Source organism: Pseudomonas sp. ASL7 (assembly GCF_056680375.1).
The window spans coordinates 2,577,611-2,596,679 of record NZ_CM155279.1; the positions used below are offsets into that span (position 1 = coordinate 2,577,611).

Below are 19,069 nucleotides of genomic sequence, written 5' to 3' on the forward strand. Positions count from 1 at the left end.
AGGACGCTCCGTGAAATGAACCTTAATACGTAATGCGCGCCAGTATACGCAGGCTACCCGACTAGTTCATCCTCGAACCTTATGGGTGCCCGCGAGTCCAACCGGCATCTTGTTCATGATGGCGTGATGATGCTGCGAATTCTAGCCTTGAGCCTTACCCTGTTTACCGGCTTTGTTCAGGCCACCGTCCTGCAACGGCCTATCACTTTAGACACCGGCACCGGCGAGCTTTTTGGCTCGTTGTTGCTGCCCAAGTCCGACAAGCCTGTGCCGGTTGTCCTGATTATTTCTGGCTCCGGTCCTACGGATCGCGACGGAAACAACCCGGATGGCGGACGCAACGACAGCCTCAAACGGCTGGCCTGGGTGCTGGCCAACCACAACATCGCCAGCGTGCGCTACGACAAACGCGGCGTGGCGGCGAGCCTTGCCGCCACACCGGATGAACGCAACCTGACCGTGGAGGCTTACGTCGCCGACGCCGAGGCGTGGGGCCAGAAACTCAAATCCGATCCGCGCTTTGGCAAGCTGATTCTGCTGGGGCACAGCGAAGGCGCCTTGATTGCCACCCTCGCGGCGCCAAGCCTCGATGCCGCGGCGGTGATTTCGATGTCCGGCAGCGCCCGGCCGGTCGATCAAGTGCTGCGCCAGCAATTGAGCAATCGCCTGCCGCCGCCACTGATGCTGCGCAGCAACGAGTTGCTCGATAGCCTCAAGGCCGGCCACACCGATGACAACGTCCCGCCGCAATTGCAGGGGATTTTCCGCCCCACTGTGCAACCGTACCTGATTTCGCTGTTCCGCCAGGACCCGGCGGCGGCGTTCGCCAAATTGAAAATGCCAGCGCTGATCATTCAGGGGAGCAATGACATTCAGGTCGGCGTCGGTGATGCGAAGATGCTCAAGGATGCCAAACCGGACGCCGAACTGGCACTGATCCAAGGCATGAACCATGTCATGCGCATCGTGCCCAACGACTTTAAACAGCAGTTGGCCTCCTATAAAGATCCGCAATTGCCGCTGGCGGCGGAGCTGGGCACGCGAATCCTCGGGTTTATTGACGCTCTTCGCGCCAGTTAAGCGCTGTTTGCCCTCCAGTCCTGAAAAAAACGGCCGATAAGCCTTTATCACCAGCGCTATGGCTGGCGGCAACAGAGCTTGGACAGGATCTCGCCGTTATGACCGATACCCAGACTTCACCCGACACCACCGCTGAAAAAGACGCACCGCCAGCGGCCGAGCTGCCATGGGCGGACGTCCACGTCGAGCACCACAAGATGCTCCGTTTGGCGCCATTGCAGACCGACCGTAACACCGGTGGGCGCCCCTTGCGCTTTGTCGAGTTCGGTTACGCCGAACGCAACAGCAAGGAACGCAGCCTGATGCGCATGAGCATTTCGCTGCCCGGCCAGCGCGTGCGCAAAGAACAGAACCATCTGGACGTGTGGGTCGATCACGCCACCAAACGCGTGCATTTCGGGCCTGACAGCGGTCTGCAGATCGAACCATTGAACCGAGGCATCGGCCGTTTCATGGCCGCGCACGGCATTAGCTGGGCGAAGAAGCGATGGTCCGGTTATGCCGTCGATGGCTCCGACCTCAATAACAAAGATGCGCTGAATGAAGACACCCGCCTACGCCGCGACCACTTTCTAAAGGCGCATGGTTTTGAGGTGATATATGCCGATGTCCAGCATTTGAAGGGCAGCGTCAAAGAAGCGCAGGTCGGCGACCTGCTGGCTGAATGGAACACCGAAAAATTGCAGGTGGTGGAGATTCTGGAGGCGGCGCAGATGCTCCAGCAAGCCGAGCAGAATCTGGCCGAACAGGAAGTGAACCTGAAGAAACACGAAGAGAAAGTCAGCAAGTACAAGCGTGAAGACGCCGGCCTGCGCTTTACCATCACCTGCCTGGTGTCGTTTGCAGTGTTCCAGGCGGGGTTGTTGATCTGGATTGCTACGCACCGTTAACGGTTTTTTTGTAGGAGCGAGCTTGCTCGCGATGGACGTTAACGATAACGCGTGTTTTCTGGATAAACACGTCGCCTTCAGGTCTATCGCGAGCAAGCTCGCTCCTACAAGGGATAGGGTCAGACGTGAGAAGCGAACAGCGCCTGATGATCGCGGCACTGTTGCGCCGTCAACATGAATACGCCGTGCCCGCCGCGCTCGAAATCGAGCCACGCGAAGTCGACCTCCGGGTACAACGACTCGACGTGTACCTGGCTGTTGCCCACTTCAACGATCAGCAAGCCCTTCTCGGTCAAGTGATCTGCCGCTTCGGCCAGCATGCGTCGTACCAGGTTCAAACCATCCTCGCCACAGGCCAGGCCCAGCTCCGGCTCGTGCTGGTATTCGTCCGGCATGTCGGCGAAATCTTCTGCGTCGACGTAAGGCGGGTTCGACACGATCAGGTCGAAACGCTGACCCGGCAACCCATCGAAACCATCGCCCTGCACCGTGTACACCCGCTCATCGACGCCATGGCGCTCGATGTTCTGATTGGCCACTTCCAGCGCTTCGAATGAGAGGTCGGCCAGCACCACTTCAGCGTTCTGGAACTCGTAGGCACAGGCGATCCCAATGCAACCGGAACCCGTGCACAGGTCGAGAATCCGCGCAGGCTCGGCGCCCAGCCACGGTTCGAAGCGCTTTTCAATCAGCTCGCCAATCGGGGAACGGGGGATCAATACGCGTTCGTCGACGATGAACGACATGCCACAGAACCACGCTTCACCCAACAAGTACGCGGTGGGAATGCGTTCTTCGATGCGTCGTTTGAGCAGGCGTTGCAGTTTCACCAGCTCGTCTTCTTCCAGACTGCAGTCGAGGTAACTGTCGGCAATTTCCCACGGCAGGTGCAAGGCACCCAACACCAGTTGACGGGCTTCGTCCCAGGCATTGTCGGCCCCATGGCCGAAAAACAGATCCTCCCCATGGAAGCGGCTGACGGCCCAACGGATATGGTCACGCAGGGTACGAAGTCGGGAAGTGATCACAGCGGCAAACTCCAGAAAAAACGACTGGCGATTCTACCAGCCAATCGGCGCCACGACGACGCGTGAAAAACACCGACCCGGATGTAGGACTAATCTATTTATTTGGCTGGCTATTGAACAAAACGTGCATCTTGACAAGGCTGCAAGCCAGTAACGACGGCGTCTACGATGGTAGCGATTCACAGAAGCGCTCAGCCAGAGGACAATGTCGCAAAAGCCCCACCCGAAGGAGCCCCAGAATGTCCGTTCCAAAAACGATGTTTCAACTCAGCGGCCGCGGTTACGCTGCAGCCAATCTGAGCCATGCGACCCTTGTGATGATCGATGCCCAGAAAGAATACCTCAGTGGCCCTCTGGCCCTGAGCGGCATGGATGCTGCCGTCGCGAACATCAAGCACCTGTTGGCCGCCGCCCGTGCCGCCGGTCGGCCGATCGTCCATGTGCGCCACCTCGGCACCGTCGGTGGGCTGTTCGATCCACAGGGCGAACGGGGTGAGTTCATCCCGGGCCTGGAGCCACAAGACAACGAAACAATCATTGGCAAATTGCTGCCGAGTGCTTTTCACGGCACCCAGCTTGAAAAACGCCTGCAGGACCTCGGCGCCCTTGACCTGATCATCTGCGGTTTCATGAGCCATTCCAGCGTCAGCACCACGGTGCGTGCCGCGAAGAACCTGGGCTTTCGTTGCACTCTGGTGGAAGATGCCTGCGCCACCCGCGACCTGCCTTACAAGGGCGGCGTCCTGAGCGCCGAGCATGTTCAACAGACCGAAATGGCGATCATGGCGGACAACTTCGCCACCCTCGCCCTGACCCGAGATCTGATTTAATCGACATTTGATGAGCGGTCCATGCCGCCGCTCATCCGCAAAAGTCTATCATTTACTGTAATTGTCTTAGCCTCAGGAACATCCCGGTCAACTCCCGGTCGAAGGGCCGATACCTATTGAGGAAGGTCGGAATGAAGTTATCCGATGGTTTTGACGCTCGCCGCTTACGGCCCAAAGGCCAACGCAACTGGCGTTTTCGTTTCGGCGCGGCGTTCGCTGCCTTGCTGGCAATGTGCGGTGTGTTGCTCGCACTGGCCGGTGCTGCCAGCCTGCTCGGTCACCCACCCGCCCTGAGCGAGTTGAACGCCAGCCCGGTCGGCTCGGCCGTGATTCTGGCGATTGGCCTGTTCGTGCTGTACATCGGCGTGTGGTTGTGGCGGCGTTGCCGTCGCCGCTCGCGTCAGTCGCGGGAGCTGAACATGTCCCCGCACCTGATGAAAAAACACGATTGAATTGAAGGCCCGCCTATTTGGCGGGCCCAATTGTTATGGATGACGCCTCGACTTGGGTAAACTGGCCGCCCTTCGCGGAGGCTGACATGCAAGACGACGATTTTTCCCTGTTCAAAAGTGCGATCCAAGGCGTCAAGCCGATCAAGCACGATCGCGCCGAAACCGGCAAACCCAAAGCTGACCGCGCGCACATCGCCAAGCTGCGCCAGGCTGCTACCGTGCGTAACGATGCCACGACTGTTGACGGGCTGTCCGATCAGTTCGTCATCGACGTCGGTCCGGAAGACGAACTGATGTGGGCGCGTGACGGTGTGCAGGAAAGCCAGATGCGCAAGCTCAAGATCGGGCAGATTCCGTTCGAAGGCAGCCTCGACCTGCATGGCATGAGCGTGGAAAAGGCCCGGGAAACCCTTTGGGCGTTCCTGGCCGAAGCGACCAAATTCGAAATCCGCTGCGTACGCGTCACCCATGGCAAAGCCGTGCGTCTGGACGGCAAGCGCCCGATGATCAAAAGCCACGTCAACACCTGGCTGCGTCAGCACTCACAGGTATTGGGCTTCACCTCGTGCCAAGCGAAACACGGCGGCGCCGGAGCGGTTTATGTGATGCTCAAACGGACCATGATGGAAGGCCGCGACGAGTAACGTAGCCGTGACTGGCGGCAGCGATACTGCTCGACCTGCCTGGATCAAGCGACATCGACTTCACCCTGCCCGTCCGTGATTAAGCCCGGTAGTCCACTGCGGTTCTCCTAAACACTAAGACCGGTGGTATTCCTGACCGTTACCACCATAGTAGTGACCATTCCCATTTCCGTGACCACCATCATGGTCATGCCAATACGGCCAACAGCCACCGAGCAACAAGGTGGCAGACACCAACAAAATTAATACAGTTGTGCGTTTCATTTGATCATCTCCGGGCAGGCAAAGCCTGACGTTGTAATCGTTTGATTACCCCTGAATTTAGAAGGTTCAAGCCGACTGACTGCGTGGGTTCTTTTCAGGCCCGAATCAAATTTATTGACCACTTTTTCATACTGGTAACCGGATCAGACTCTGTTGCTGTCCGCCAGAACCGTCAGGCAATGAATCGCCGAACAGGGCCTGACCACGGGAATGGTCAGCCTTGAATATGCCGACGAGGCAACGGCCGATCGTTAATTAGAATCTGGTGACCCGGATTGCAGCTACGGGGAGCCGGAAAAGCCAGAAGGTGATGACTTTCAGCAGGTCAGGGTGACCGACAAACACTTCCAGGTCGCGCGTACTGATTTGGGTATTCGCGCCCGCCGGCAATACAACTGCCGTCACACATACGCTACCATGTGCCTCATGTCGGGGATGAACCCTGCGTTTATTGCCATTCAGCTCGGTCATAGCGTTCAGATGTTGCTATCGACCTGCACCCGAGGGATCAGCGCCAGCACCGATTGGAGCGAACCCGGGAAGTTTGAAAAGAGCTTGATTGGTACACAATTGGTACAGACAGAAACAGTACCCCTCTGAAACCCTTATGGAATCAGCCCCTGTGACACTGGAACAGAATTACACCGCGATTCTCGGCCAACTGGGCGAGGACGTCTCCCGCGAGGGCCTGCTCGACACGCCAAAGCGTGCCGCCAAGGCCATGCAGTACCTCTGCCGCGGCTATGAACAAACACTGGAAGAAGTCACCAATGGTGCCTTGTTCAGCTCCGACAACAGTGAAATGGTGCTGGTCAAGGACATCGAGTTGTACTCCTTGTGCGAACACCATTTGCTGCCGTTCATTGGCAGGGCTCATGTCGCCTATATCCCGAGCGGCAAAGTGCTGGGGCTGTCGAAGGTCGCGCGAATCGTCGATATGTACGCCCGCCGTCTGCAGATCCAGGAAAACCTCAGCCGCCAGATCGCCGACGCGGTCCAGCAAGTCACCGGCGCCCTGGGCGTTGCAGTGGTGATCGAGGCCAAGCACATGTGCATGATGATGCGCGGTGTGGAGAAACAGAATTCGTCGATGATCACCTCTGTGATGCTCGGCGAGTTCCGCGAAAACGCGGCGACCCGCAGCGAGTTTCTCAGCCTGATCAAGTAATTGGCAGCACGAAGAGAACCGGCATTCATCGCCGGTTTTTTTTCGTCCGCGAAAATCAGGTAAGCTGCGCGCCTTCTTTCGCCCCGTGAGGCTTATACCGTGTTCGTTAAAGCGCTTCGTATCGGCCTTGGCCAACTGATCATCTTCATCGACTTCATCACCCGCCCGGGCAAGAAAAAGCGCCCTGCCGCCGCTCAGGCGCAGGTCGAAACGGCCGCCAAGGGCCTGACCCTGTATCAATTTCACGCCTGCCCGTTCTGCGTGAAAACCCGCCGCACCCTGCGCCGCCTGAATGTGCCGGTGGCATTGCGCGATGCGAAAAACAACGAACAGGGTCGCCAGACCCTGCTGGAGCAAGGCGGCAAGATCAAAGTGCCGTGCCTGCGCATCGAAGAAAACGGCCAGACCACCTGGATGTATGAGTCCAAGGTGATCATTGATTATCTGGACAAGCGTTTCGCTGCAGCCTGATGGTTTTGTGGTGCTCTGAGCGACGCCTTCGCGAGCAGGCTCGCTCCCACATGTGGGAGTGAGCCTGCTCGCGAAGAGGCCAGACCAGACACCACAAATTTCAGACAAAAATAAACCGGCCCATGCGCCGGTTTATTTGTTTTTACCCTCCCCCCAGGCTGCTTCTGCCCTGCGATATATCCCTATTGCCAAACTTTTCGTCCACAAAACAAAAAACATTATTTGCATTATTTGTATACAAAAGCATAATCCACTTCGTGCGAGTTTCTGACCAACCGGTCAACAAATTCGCAAGTGCCTCAAAGGGTCGCTGCCACCCTCATGGGTCCGGCCCTGGAAATAACAATAAAACTCTTGAGGAGTACTCGCTGTGGAAAGCCGCAAATCCGAAGCCCCGACGCTGGAACTCTCGCCGCCATTACGCAATGGCTGGCTGGAGCGCATCTTCAAACTGAGCTTTCATGGCACCACGGTGAAGACCGAGCTGATTGCCGGTCTGACAACTTTCATCACCATGGCCTACATCATCTTCGTCAACCCGAACATCATGGCCGACGCCGGCATCAATCACGGTGCCGCGTTCGTCGCCACCTGCATCGCCGCTGCACTGGGTTGCCTGTTGATGGGCCTGTACGCCAACTGGCCGGTCGGCCTGGCGCCAGGCATGGGCTTGAATGCCTTCTTCACTTACACCGTCGTCGGCACCATGGGCTACAACTGGGAAACCGCCCTCGGCGCGGTATTTGTCTCCGGTGTGCTGTTCATGATTCTGACCTTCTCCCGGATCCGTGAATGGCTGCTCAACAGCATTCCCGTCGGCTTGCGCCACGCCATGGGCGCCGGTGTCGGACTGTTTCTGGGGATCATCGGCCTGAAAACCGCCGGCATCATCGTCGCCAGCCCGGCGACGCTGATCAAGCTCGGCTCCCTGCGCGAACCTGCCCCGCTGCTGGCCGCCATCTGCTTCCTGATGATCGCTGTGCTCAGCTACCACAAAGTTTTCGGCGCGATCCTCATCAGCATCATCACCGTGACGCTGGCCGGTTGGGGCCTGGGCCTGGTGCACTACGAGGGCATCATGTCCGCCCCGCCAAGCCTGGCACCGACCTGGATGGCGATGAACGTCGCCGGCGTATTCAACGTCAGTATGATCAGTGTGGTGCTGGCCTTCCTCTTCGTGCACATGTTCGACACCGCCGGCACCCTGATGGGTGTCGCCCAGCGCGCCAACCTGGTAAACGCTGACGGCCGGATCGAGAACCTTTCCCGCGCCATGAAAGCCGACAGTGCTTCCAGCGTATTCGGGGCCATGGTCGGTGTTCCGCCGGTCACCAGTTACGTGGAAAGTGCCGCGGGGGTTGCAGCGGGTGGTCGGACTGGTCTTACCGCCGTGACCGTTGGTGTGCTATTTATTGCCGCCATGTTCTTCGCCCCACTCGCCGGCATGATCCCCGCGTATGCCACCGCCGGTGCGCTGATTTATGTGGCGATGCTGATGATGAGCGGTATGGCTCACATCAAATGGGATGAAGCGACCGACAGCATTCCGGCGATCGTCACCGCGATCATGATGCCGTTGACCTTCTCGGTTGCCGACGGCATCGCGCTGGGCTTTATCACTTACGTGGTGCTGAAGGCCGGTACTGGCAAGTACAAGGAAATTTCCGCCAGCCTGTGGGTGCTCTGCGTGATTTTCATCGCCAAGTTCATTTTCTTGTAAGCGGTCATAGCTTCAACCAGCCTCACCCTGTCGGGTGGGGCTTTTGCACATTTGGAGGAAAGTGATGAGTCTGGAAACCTGGCTGCTGTTCAGCGGCGCTGCGCTGGTAGTGATCCTGATCCCTGGGCCACTGTCTTTGTTGATGATCAGCAACAGTCTGAATTACGGTTTACGCCGTTCCTACCCGGCGTTTCTGGGCGGCGTGACGGCCTCAATCTGCTTGTTGAGTGCTTCGGCGCTGGGTCTGGGCGCCCTGCTGCTCGCGTCGGAACAGCTGTTCAGCGCGCTGAAAATCGTGGGCGCGCTGTACCTGTTCTACCTCGCCTGGCAGAGCTGGCAACAATCGTGTCAGCCATCCCGGGGCGCTGAAGTACCTCAGGCTGCGCCGGTCCCGCGTTTTCGTGCACTGTTCGGCCGCGCCTTCGTACTGGGCGCCAGCAACCCGAAAGACATCTTGTTCTTCGCCGCCTTCCTGCCGCAGTTTTTGAGCGCCCAGCAACCCTTCTTGCCGCAATTGCTGGTGATGATTGCAACCTGGACCCTGCTGGACCTGTTGTGCAAGTTGGCCTATGGCCTCGGTGCCCATGGCGCGGCGCGGTATCTGCGCAGTGGCAAAGGCCAAAGCTGGTTTAACCGGATCAGCGCAGGTTTGTTCAGTGGCGCCGGAGCGGCCTCGTTATTGAGTGGTCATTAACGCGTCGCCCACAGATCGGCATACAAGTTGCTCGGTTCCCACATCCCCACGCTGGAACCGAGCATGCTCCACTCCCACCTCACCACCCTCAACGCCGTCTCGTTGGTGCTCGATGCCTTCAAGGCCGAAGGTTTGTCCAGCAAAGAGTTGTTAGCCGGCAGCGGTATCAGCGCGGCGGATTTAAGCCGGGCGGACACGCACATCACCACCAATCAAGAGATGCAGGTCTGCGCCAATGCGGTCGCCCTCAAGCGCGATATAGGCCTGGAACTGGGCCGTCGGATGCACGTTTCGTCCTACGGCATGCTCGGCTATGCGTTGCTCACAAGTGCCACCTTCGGTGACGCTTTACGGCTGGCGATGCGCTATCCGGCGCTGTTGGGAACACTTTTCGAGTTGAGCCTTGAAGACGACGGGGAGCGCATCTGGTTCGTCGCCGCCGACTATCGGGAGAGCCCGGCACTGGCGGCGTTCAACGCCGAGTTTTGTCTGGTGTCGTTGAAAGTCATCTGCGACGACCTGCTGGGCCATCCATTACCCCTGCTGGCCGCTCGCTTCGAACATGCCGCGCCCGACTACCAATCGACCTACGCTGAACACTTCAACTGCCCACTGCGCTTCGAGGCGCGGGACAACGCATTCGCCTTCGACCGATGCTGGCTCGATCAGCTGCTGCCGCTCGCCGACGTCATCACCCACCAGGCCATGGCCGAACGCTGCCGCAAACAGAACACCGAATTCACCGGACGCCAGGCGTGGCTGGGGCGGATTCGCCAATTGCTCAGGGCTCAATTGAACGCGGCTCCCGGGCTCGAAGGTCTTGCGCAACAGATGAAGTGTTCGGCGCGGACCCTGCGCCGACACCTCAAGGACCTGGGGTGCAGCTATCAGGAGTTGCTCGACGAATTGCGCTTCGAGCAGGCCAAGCAAATGCTCTGCGAGGATCACCTGCCGATCTACCGGATCGCCGAGGCACTGGGCTTCAGCGAGACTGCGAGTTTTCGCCATGCATTTGTCAGATGGAGCGGCGTGGCGCCGAGTCAGTTCAGACCTTGAGTGATGTGGTGCCTGAGATACCGCTTTCGCGAGCAGGCTCGCTCCCACAAGGGTTTTACGTCGTACACAAATACGAGAATTACTGAAGATCCACTGTGGGAGCAAGCCTGCTCGCGATGGCGCCCGGCAGAGCAGCGCGCCCACGTGAGGGCATCCCCTCGCCACTAGGGGGCGATTTTCGGTCAAACCTTTTGGCCATATAAATCCCCTTTTGGCCTTTCCTGCCGTTCTCCGAAACGCCGCCCGCCGTAAGACTGTGTCCAACCGAATCAGCCTGCGGAGAACAAGAAATGCTGACGATCTACTCGGACGATCACCACCTGCACCACGGCCGTTGTGAATTGATGGACGGGCAACTGATGCCCTGCTTCGAAATGCCCTCGCGGGCCGACCACGTTCTGCAACGCGTGCAACAGCGCAACCTCGGGCTGGTCGAAGCGCCACAGGATTTTGGCCTCGACCCGATCGCACGCATTCATAGCCGCGACTACCTCGATTTCTTCAAAGGTGCCTGGGACCGCTGGACCGAGTTCGGCACCGACGGCGATTTGCTGCCCTACACCTGGCCGGCCCGCACCTTGCGTCGAATCATGCCCACCAGCCTGCATGGCCAGCTCGGCTATTACAGCTTCGACGGCGGTGCGCCGATCACGGCCGGAACCTGGCAAGCGGCGTACAGCGCAGCCCAAGTCGCACTGACCGCCCAAGCCGCTATCCAACACGGCGCCCGCAGTGCCTTCGCCCTGTGCCGTCCACCGGGACATCACGCCGCCAGCGACTTGATGGGAGGCTATTGCTACCTCAACAACGCCGCCATCGCCGCTCAGGCGTTCCTCGATCAGGGCCACAAAAAGGTCGCGATCCTTGACGTCGATTACCACCACGGCAACGGCACGCAATCGATTTTCTACGCGCGCAGCGACGTGCTTTTCACCTCGATCCACGGCCATCCGGAAGCCGAGTTCCCGTTCTTCCTTGGCTATGCAGATGAGCCGGGTGAAGGCGCAGGCGAAGGCTTCAACTTCAACTACCCGTTGCCCGCCGGCAGCGCTTGGGACAGCTGGAGCGCGGCGCTGGAACTGGCGTGCAAAGAGATCGAAACATACGGCGCGGACATCGTCGTCGTGTCCTTGGGCGTCGATACGTTCAAAGACGATCCCATCTCCCAATTCAAGCTCGACAGCCCGGATTACCTGGCGATGGGCGCGCGCATCGCCGGCCTCGGAAAACCGACGCTGTTCGTGATGGAAGGCGGTTACGCGGTGGAAGAAATCGGCATCAACGCCGTGAACGTTCTCGAAGGTTTTGAAAGCGCCCAATGAGGAATTAGAACAATGAAAAGACTCAAGCGTTTGATCGCGCCAGCGCTGTGCGCCACGGTGCTCAGCGGCGCCGTTCATGCTGAAGAGCGAACGTTGCGTGTTTACAACTGGTTCGACTACATCACCCCCAAGGCGCTGGACGACTTCAAGGCGCAGAACAGCCAGACCAAATTGGTCTATGACATTTTCGACACCAACGAAGCGCTGGAGGCCAAGTTGCTGACCGGTAACTCCGGGTACGACGTCGTGGTGCCGTCCAACGTGTTCCTTGCCAAGCAGATCGAGGCCGGGGTTTTCCAACCGCTGGATCGTAGCAAACTGCCGAACTGGAACCACCTCGATCCGAAGCTGATGAAGCTGATCGAAGCCAACGACCCGGGCAACAAATTTGCCGTGCCGTACATGTATGGCACCATCCTGATCGGCTTCAATCCGGACAAAGTCAAAGCGGCGCTGGGCGACAATGCACCGGTGGACAGCTGGGACCTGATCTTCAAGGAAGAGAACATCAGCAAGCTCAAGCAATGCGGCGTAGCCCTGCTCGACTCGCCGTCTGAGATCCTGCCGCTGGCCCTGCAACACCTCGGTCTGGACCCGAACAGCAAAAAGCCGGCGGACTACGACAAAGCTGAAGCGCTGCTGATGAAGATCCGTCCCTACATCACCTACTTCCACTCGTCCAAGTACATGGCCGACATCGCCAACGGTGACATCTGCGTCGCCGTCGGTTACTCCGGCAGCTTCTCCCAGGCGGCCAACCGCGCCAAGGAAGCCAAGAACGGTGTGATCGTCGACATGCGCCTGCCGAAAGAAGGCGCGCCCATCTGGTTCGACATGCTCGCGATCCCTAAAGGCGCGAAAAACCCGGAAGACGGCTACACCTTCATCAACTACTTGCTGCAACCACAGGTCATCGCGCCAGTCAGCGACTTCGTCGGCTACCCGAACCCTAACAAGGACGCCACCGAAATGGTCGACCCGGCGATCCGCACCAACCCTAACCTGTACCCGACCGAAACGGCCATGAGCACGCTCTATACCCTGCAACCGCTACCGCGCGATGCCGAACGCGCGCGCACCCGGGCCTGGACCAAGATCAAATCCGGGACCTGAAACATTGTTGATAGAGAAGACCCGCCAACGAGCGGGTCTTTTTTTGCCCGCGATAACTATCTACCACCGCTCGCCCTCAACGGCCCTTTACCTTGACCTCGATACAACGCGGCCCAGCGGCCAGCGTCCTCATCAGCACAAAGGAAATGGTCATGCCCGACACCTCCTCTACCCGCTCCGAAGATGTATTGACCCAACTGGTCACTGGCCCCTCGCTCAGGGAGGTGGCGTCGAACGCACTGCGCACGGCGCTCGATGCCGCATACCCAAGCCTTCATATCGATCCGACCCAGGCCATGGTCGTGACACCCACCTGGACCGTCACCGGGAGCCAGGTCACGCCCGGCATCCGCCGATCCGAGTCGCTGACCGACGTGTTGGTGCGGCTCACGCTGTCGGCGCAGACCGCGACCTACATTGATGGAGAACACTTCCTGACCCTGCAATCGGAGGTAGGTCCGGCGATCCACTTGCCTGTCAAGATCGATGCCATTTCCCGGCTGATCAATCAACTGATCCCTCTACTGTTTGTGTCTTATCAAGAGCAGCAACTGGATTACTGGAACCAGCAGGCAGAAGACGACACACCACGCTGGCATCAACTCTCGGGCTCACTGCGCAACCTCTGGGACATCGAGCCAGATTCAGGCTTGGACGAGGACCAAAAGGCAATGGCACAGGCCTTGTTCAACAGCCCGGATCAAACTGCCCGACACCGCGACGACGTCTACAAATCCAGAGCCTGCCTGATCGACATCGATGAGCCGGACCAGCATCTGTGGGTGCTCGACTTGGCGGTGCTGGTGGGTACGCTGGGCAAGCGCACCTTGGTAATCAGCCACTCGATCACAGAGGGCTTCAAGCATTACGACTCGCTGGAATCATTCGGTGAAACGCTGCCTGCGCGCATGGCGTCGAGTCCGCGCATCGTGCAGTGGCGTTTGTATGAACCCACTGGCCATTTTTTCGACCATCAAGCCTGTGCGCTGATCGCGCTCGAAATCGCTGCCATTGGCCAACTTCAAGACACTATTACGACAGGTGGTCTCGCGCGTCGAGCCAGCACCGCCGCCAGAAACCGCAAGGACTTCGACGAAGAGCGCTTCAACCGGATCGAGCGCTTGCTGCCCGACTGGGTGCTCCGCGCTCAACCGGCGGACCTGACCCGCTACAGCCGACACTTGATGGATCTGGCCCTGCTTCGGGAGCAACACGCGGGTAAATCTTTTCTGGATGACATTCCATCGCTACCGGAATTTACCCTGCAAACATTGCAAGACCAGGTGTTAAAAGATCACCCGGAGGCGACGGACGCCAAGCTCGAAAATATCGAGTTCAGTATCACCAGTCCTGTGATCCTCGGTGCTATCGCTGTGCCGGGCAAAACCGAAACCGTCACGATGTCGCTGATCGATCTGGCCCTGCAGAATCTGATTGCCGTACCTTTGGGCAACAAGACCGTTCGTCGTACCGACGGCAGTACCGTTGAATCGTGGATGACCCCGACCTATCTGGAAAAACTGGTCACCGAGGTCAACATCGGTGAAACCTATCCCACGCTGATCAAGCAAAAACTGCTCGGCGACACCAAGGAAACACAACGCCGGCAAGACCTGTTCGCCAGCCACCTGCGTATTCAGCTGCCGCTTCAGACGCTGCAGCACAAAATTCGTGGCGAGGCAGGCATCGACGATCAGGGATACCGGTATGTGGTCGCGGCGATGCAGGAAAAGCCCGACGACCGTTTTGTGGACGGCCTGGAAATCATCATTCGTCCTCTCGCGTTTATTCCCGGGGGCCGCACAGACAACAAGGCCGACGAGGTGGCCAACATGTTCGTCATCAGCCCAAGTCTCGTCGACAAGGGGCCCTGCCTGCTCTTTCGCCCACTGCTTGATCCCCCGCTTTTGCAATATCCCCGCGAAACCAACCTGCTGTATGCGATCAAACATAACCAGACGCTTCGCCAGTCAGTGCTGGCCTGGTTGCCGGACGACATGCGCTTCAACTACTCACAGTACGTATTTCCCGGCCAGCTGCCTTCCGTCTGGACAATGTCGCAATGGTTGGTCGATCCAACGTCGGCACTCGGCATGATGGGGGCTGTCACGCTAGCGGCAGCGCCACTTGCGCAACCTTCACTGTCGACACTGTTCACCGCCAATGCCAACGCGATGATTACCCTGGCAGACCGGCAGTCGGTCTCCAACGCTCAAAGTCGTTGGGAGACCCTCAAGCATGGGGCCTGGATGCTATTCAACATTGCCCTGCCATTTCTGGGTAAAACGGCTGCCAGCGCAGCCTGGATATGGCAAATCATGAGCGACCTGGATGAAGCGAATGAAGCCAGTGAGAAAGGTGACAGTGACACTACATGGACCGCATTGACCGACCTGTTCCTGTCACTGGGCATGGTCCTGGCCCATTACGCGGCGACTCGTCACACAGCAAGCCGTGTCGTTGAAAAGGAGGTTTTTTTCACGCCTGGGCAACAACCCACGCCAACGCCGACAATCACCGTGACCCGCTTACCCGATATCACCGCTCAACCGCTGCCAACGAATCACAGGACCCACTTGTACACCCATGGCGCCCTCGCGCGAACGAGCCTGGGGACGTTGCTGGAAGGGCTGGCCATTGCAAAACCTGACGGCTTGGCAAGCCCCTCGACCCAAGTCGGACCTCATCGTTTTTTGAGCCAGTTCAACAACAAATGGTATGCCCAGGTTGGCCAACGCTGGTTCGAAGTCATGGTTAACGACAATGAGTTCGTGCAAATCATCGATAGCCGTCAGTCCCCGGCAAAGACCGGCCCCCTGCTGACCCATACCGCAACGGGAGAATGGATCGTCGATACACGCCTGAGGTTGCGCGGCGGAGGCCGCAGCCGAAAAGAGCTGGCGCAGGAAAATACGAGGCGCATAGACGAACTGCGAAAGCAACTGGAGACCTTCGATGCGAACAAAGAGGTGCTGAAGACAGCGCTCGAAACCGCAGAGAAAGCGGCTGTCCCCTCCGCACCGGGCGCTGATGATCCCAATGGTCGCAGACTGATCGAAACGCTGGATAAACAGGTGGCCGTTTATAGCGTCTACATCGAACAGCTCAAAGCATTCAACGAGCGGGGTTCGATTACCAACTTCCGCGCCGTTCTGGTCAGTTGCCTGGATCAACAGCTCTTGCTGACGGAGAAGTGGTTCAACCGGCAAAATCCTGTGTTTGGCACCTACATGCGTCGCTCATTAGCCCTACTGGATGGAGAGCCGAATAAACTCACCCAAACACCACGCCAGACTCATCAACAGACCAGCGATCTGACCCAAGGGTTTATCGAAAGAATCGAGTTTGCCCAGGCCCGGATCGACGAGTTGAAACGCCTGGGCAGGGAGGCCGCCGAATCTGCCAGGGAATACACGGCAACGCTGCCGACTTTTGACCTGCAGGACCTGAAGCTGTTTCAGATCAGCCTCGCGCAGGAGCTCTGCCTTAGTGACTCTGGAACAGTCGCCACCGAGGCTGCCCGACAGGCGCTAGTAACCCTTGTCGAAGATGTGGGTCTGATCATCCAGTCGTCACTGGACCTCGCCAAGGATGATCGCCTCCTGGCGCTACCCGAACGGATTGAAGGGTTCAGCGATCTGGTAGAGCAATTTGCAACCATCGACCAACGTATTCTCGACTTGCCCGACGAGTACCCCGGGGAGCTGGTGCAACCGTCACTGGACCTGATGCGTCAGCGTATCGAAGCGTTCAATCAGCGCGCAGTGAATCAACTGACGGGATTGCTGGATGAACGCAAGATCCTCGAACCGGTTTCGGGGCCATCGCGACCAGCAATTGCCCCGCATCGCCTCATCAAAACGCGATTCAAGGGCGCCGTCGTCGGCAAGTCCCGAACACGGGCGAGCACCACCGACACCGATCTGGTCGACGTGACCTCCCCACTCACCGGGAAGGTGATCGCTACGTTCCATGAGAAAACACCCGGTGTCTGGGTTGAACATGTGCCTGTCAAAACGGCTGTACCCGCTGTCAGTCCTCCAACACTGACGGTCAGCCTGCAAAACGGTGAAACGTTACTGGAACAGCTGGAGCCATTCATCCGACGTACCGAGGTGCACTCAAAAGCCGATCGACGTATTCCGTTGGAAATCGAGGAGATGTTTCATCAGCAGGCCCGCCGAATGGAAGCGGCGGCGGAGGCTATCGAGGAAACCCTGACCTATAACAATGCCACCGAAGGCGGTCCGGGGTCGGCTGCCACCGTCACCAAAAAACTAAACGATGGGGCAACCGCGCTTTACAAAAAGGGCACTGATATTCGTATCAGCATGACCAAACGACAGCTGCCCACCGCAGGCCGGGTTGAGTGGCTGCATTCCAAGGGGCTGGTGACAATCCACCGGATGGGTAAACCACTACCGGAGCATCGGCGTTTGAAGGGCCCGCGCAAGGACTATATGGATGAGTACGAGATTCGCGATCACGAAACTCGCAGAGTACTTTGGTATGCGCACTTTCATTACCCGGCGTCTGACAGCCCGAGAGCAGCCTTCTCTGCAGCGCACTTGAAGACCGTCGAACAACGCGGCTCAGGGGGAGCCTACGAAAAGCACGCCCGCTTGAACGCACTTCAGTCCATTGCCATTTATCGTGCTGAAATCAACCTCCGCCTGGCCAGTTCGTTGTTCTTTACGTAAAACCCAGGAGGCAAGGCGCCGCTTATGCACGCCAGATCTTTTCCAAACGCCCGAGTGCAGCACTGATCGCCGCCTCGGGCACCGCCGCAAAACCCAGGACCAGCCCTGCACGCTGGTCCACCGGTGTTTGCGAGTCCGCCAGCCAGTAAGTGCTTAAGGCATTGATTTCGACATCGACGCTGGCCGCTTTTTCCACCAGCTCACGCTCGCGGGCCTGTGACTCGACTGCCACCGTCAGATGCAGCCCGGCCGCGACACTCGGCAGGCTACCAATACCGGGAATGTTCTGCGGCCAACCGGCTAACAACGTATTACGTCGACTGAGTGCCGCACGGCGCATGCGGCGAATGTGGCGCTGGAAATGCCCGGCGGCCATGAACTCGGCCATGACCGCTTGAGTGCTCACCTCGGAATGCCGGACATCCACCGCCCGACGCTGAGAGAATGCCGCGACCAGCGCCGGCGGCAAAACCAGATACCCCAGACGCAGCGCCGGGAACGCGACTTTGCCAAAGGTCCCGACGTACAAAACCCGTCCCTGACGATCCAGTGCGGCCAAGGGCGCCAGCGGCGCTCCGCTGTAACGGTATTCGCCATCGTAGTCGTCCTCGACGATCCAGCCTTGGGCGCGCTCGGCCCAGGCCAGCAATTCCAGGCGCCGCGCCAGACTCATGACCACCCCCGTCGGGTACTGATGCGACGGTGTGACGTACGCCAGACGACAATCGCCCAAACCCGTCAACTCGGTACAGTCAATGCCCTCACTGTCCACCGCCACCCCCTGCAATCGCGCTCCCGCCACCGCGAACGCGTGACCGGCCGCCCGATACCCGGGATTCTCGATACCCACCACATCACCCGGTTCCACCAGCAATTGCGCACACAGGCTAATCCCCTGTTGCGCGCCACTGGTGATCACAATTTGCTCCGCCGTGCACTGCATGCCGCGCGAACTGCGCAAATACGCCGCAATCATTGCACGCAAGCGCGCATCCCCTTCCGGCGGGCCATAACACAGTTGCTGTAAATCGGGTTTGCGCCAGAACGCCGCGTTCAGCTTGGCCCACACCTCGAACGGGAAAAGATCGAATGCCGGAACGCCCACTCGAAAAGCCCGGGGCGGGCCACTCGGGGGCGTCGCCAAATGGTTCTTTTCAACCCGCTCCAAGGCACCGCTGTAAACAACGGTGCTGGTGGGGGCCACTGGTAAATCCGCCCCCTGTGTGGATGAGGCCGTGGCTAGCCTTTTGGCGATTTTTTTCACCGGCAATGACGCCTGAGGCAATTGCGCCACATACGTCCCGTCGCCTACCCGTCCCTCGATAAACCCTTCGGCGTAGAGCTGATCGTAGGCTCGGACCACGCTGTTGCGTGAAATCGCCAAGGCCGCTGCCAGATCCCGACTGGCCGGCAAACGCGTGCCACTGGCCAGCCGCCCGTCGAGCACGCGCACACGCAAGGCCTGATAGAGCTGACGACTCAGCCCCTGGCGACGGTCGAGCTCGATTCCCGCGGGGTTGAATGATAAGGACAGTGGTTCGCTGGACATGGCATTGGACCTATGAAATTGGTCGGTAATGGCTCTTACAACAGACCAATAGCCTGCCTACGATGCAAGCATTCGCCAAGGGAAATTT

At 58.7% G+C, this 19,069-nt stretch carries 15 protein-coding genes; 13 read left to right on the forward strand and 2 right to left on the reverse strand.

The window, feature by feature from the left end; all coding sequences use genetic code 11:
• Positions 1 to 81 precede the first annotated feature (81 nt).
• Complete coding sequence (locus AC1MDT_RS11700; protein WP_480422162.1) at positions 82 to 1,080, forward strand: alpha/beta hydrolase; 999 nt, start codon at positions 82 to 84, stop codon at positions 1,078 to 1,080.
• A gap of 98 nt (positions 1,081 to 1,178) precedes the next feature.
• On the forward strand, positions 1,179 to 1,970 hold the full coding sequence (locus tag AC1MDT_RS11705) for a hypothetical protein (protein WP_480422163.1): 792 nt from the start codon (positions 1,179 to 1,181) through the stop codon (positions 1,968 to 1,970).
• 119 nt (positions 1,971 to 2,089) lie between these two features.
• Here AC1MDT_RS11705 and prmB read toward each other — a convergent pair whose 3' ends face one another.
• On the reverse strand, positions 2,090 to 2,998 hold the full coding sequence (prmB, locus tag AC1MDT_RS11710) for a 50S ribosomal protein L3 N(5)-glutamine methyltransferase (RefSeq protein WP_480422164.1): 909 nt from the start codon (positions 2,996 to 2,998) through the stop codon (positions 2,090 to 2,092).
• Positions 2,999 to 3,237: 239 nt separating this feature from the next.
• Between prmB and AC1MDT_RS11715 the strand changes: the two genes are divergently transcribed.
• The 11 genes from AC1MDT_RS11715 to AC1MDT_RS11765 all read left to right on the forward strand — a co-directional run bounded on the left by AC1MDT_RS11715 (position 3,238) and on the right by AC1MDT_RS11765 (position 17,432).
• Positions 3,238 to 3,828, forward strand: coding sequence for a cysteine hydrolase family protein (locus tag AC1MDT_RS11715; RefSeq protein ID WP_480422166.1), 591 nt, complete (start codon positions 3,238 to 3,240; stop codon positions 3,826 to 3,828).
• Positions 3,829 to 3,959: 131 nt separating this feature from the next.
• Complete coding sequence (locus AC1MDT_RS11720) at positions 3,960 to 4,280, forward strand: hypothetical protein (protein ID WP_480422167.1); 321 nt, start codon at positions 3,960 to 3,962, stop codon at positions 4,278 to 4,280.
• Between the two features lie 86 nt (positions 4,281 to 4,366).
• Complete coding sequence (locus tag AC1MDT_RS11725; protein ID WP_480422168.1) at positions 4,367 to 4,924, forward strand: Smr/MutS family protein; 558 nt, start codon at positions 4,367 to 4,369, stop codon at positions 4,922 to 4,924.
• 886 nt (positions 4,925 to 5,810) lie between these two features.
• Entirely contained in the window at positions 5,811 to 6,356 is a 546-nt protein-coding gene (folE, locus tag AC1MDT_RS11730) for a GTP cyclohydrolase I FolE (RefSeq protein ID WP_480422769.1), read from the forward strand.
• 99 nt (positions 6,357 to 6,455) lie between these two features.
• Entirely contained in the window at positions 6,456 to 6,827 is a 372-nt protein-coding gene (locus AC1MDT_RS11735; protein ID WP_480422169.1) for a glutathione S-transferase N-terminal domain-containing protein, read from the forward strand.
• Between the two features lie 370 nt (positions 6,828 to 7,197).
• Entirely contained in the window at positions 7,198 to 8,547 is a 1,350-nt protein-coding gene (locus tag AC1MDT_RS11740; RefSeq protein ID WP_480422170.1) for an NCS2 family permease, read from the forward strand.
• A 64-nt stretch (positions 8,548 to 8,611) separates the two neighbouring features.
• The gene (locus tag AC1MDT_RS11745; RefSeq protein WP_480422171.1) at positions 8,612 to 9,241 is read left to right on the forward strand and encodes a LysE family translocator; all 630 of its coding nucleotides are present in this window, start codon (positions 8,612 to 8,614) and stop codon (positions 9,239 to 9,241) included.
• Between the two features lie 63 nt (positions 9,242 to 9,304).
• Positions 9,305 to 10,297, forward strand: coding sequence for an AraC family transcriptional regulator (locus AC1MDT_RS11750; RefSeq protein WP_480422172.1), 993 nt, complete (start codon positions 9,305 to 9,307; stop codon positions 10,295 to 10,297).
• A 290-nt stretch (positions 10,298 to 10,587) separates the two neighbouring features.
• Positions 10,588 to 11,619 (forward strand): histone deacetylase family protein, encoded by a 1,032-nt coding sequence (locus AC1MDT_RS11755; protein ID WP_480422173.1) that lies wholly within the window; start codon positions 10,588 to 10,590, stop codon positions 11,617 to 11,619.
• A 12-nt stretch (positions 11,620 to 11,631) separates the two neighbouring features.
• The gene (locus AC1MDT_RS11760) at positions 11,632 to 12,732 is read left to right on the forward strand and encodes a polyamine ABC transporter substrate-binding protein (protein WP_480422174.1); all 1,101 of its coding nucleotides are present in this window, start codon (positions 11,632 to 11,634) and stop codon (positions 12,730 to 12,732) included.
• Between the two features lie 146 nt (positions 12,733 to 12,878).
• Positions 12,879 to 17,432 (forward strand): hypothetical protein, encoded by a 4,554-nt coding sequence (locus AC1MDT_RS11765; protein ID WP_480422175.1) that lies wholly within the window; start codon positions 12,879 to 12,881, stop codon positions 17,430 to 17,432.
• A gap of 22 nt (positions 17,433 to 17,454) precedes the next feature.
• Here AC1MDT_RS11765 and pdxR read toward each other — a convergent pair whose 3' ends face one another.
• The gene (gene pdxR / locus AC1MDT_RS11770; RefSeq protein ID WP_480422176.1) at positions 17,455 to 18,981 is read right to left on the reverse strand and encodes a MocR-like pyridoxine biosynthesis transcription factor PdxR; all 1,527 of its coding nucleotides are present in this window, start codon (positions 18,979 to 18,981) and stop codon (positions 17,455 to 17,457) included.
• Positions 18,982 to 19,069 lie beyond the last annotated feature (88 nt).